This is a genomic window from Pseudomonas sp. 86_A (genome assembly GCF_017491705.1).
GTDB lineage: Bacteria > Pseudomonadota > Gammaproteobacteria > Pseudomonadales > Pseudomonadaceae > Aquipseudomonas > Aquipseudomonas koreensis.
The window spans coordinates 1-438 of sequence record NZ_JAFGYS010000192.1 but is presented as its reverse complement, the minus strand read 5'-3'; the positions used below and the strand labels follow the sequence as shown (position 1 = coordinate 438).

Below are 438 nucleotides of genomic sequence, written 5' to 3'. Positions count from 1 at the left end.
CCCGAGCGTCGCGCCGGCCCACCGAATCGTGACGACCGAAGGCGCGGCGCGCGTCGGCTGGAACGATTCGATCGCCAACGGCACGAAGCGATGACGGCCGGCCCGCATCTGAGCGACGCCGCCGCGCTCGCGGCGGCCAAGACGCTGCTGGCCGGCATGCTCGGCGTGCCGGAAGCGCAGATCGCGCCGCCGCAGCGGCTGCTCGACGACCTGGCGATGGATTCGCTCGAGCTGATCGAACTCGCGATGGAACTCGACGAGCGCTGGAACATCCGCCTCGATCGCGCGCGGCTTGCCGAAGTCGCAACGGTGGCCGACGTCGCCGCGCTGCTGGGCGCGGCCGCGCGCGCTCATGCGCCTCCCGAATCGTCCGCGCGCGCCGGGCCGAAGCGGCACGCCCGCGCGGGTACGCCGCGCGCATCGCGCGCGGCGTACCCG

General features: G+C 74.7%; 1 pseudogene. It reads left to right on the top strand.

Annotated features, from left to right (window positions below):
* Positions 1-90 precede the first annotated feature (90 nt).
* Positions 91-351: pseudogene (bapB, locus tag J5M57_RS28635) on the top strand (T3SS-associated acyl carrier protein BapB); the annotation flags it as partial.
* Between the last annotated feature and the right edge of the window lie 87 nt (positions 352-438).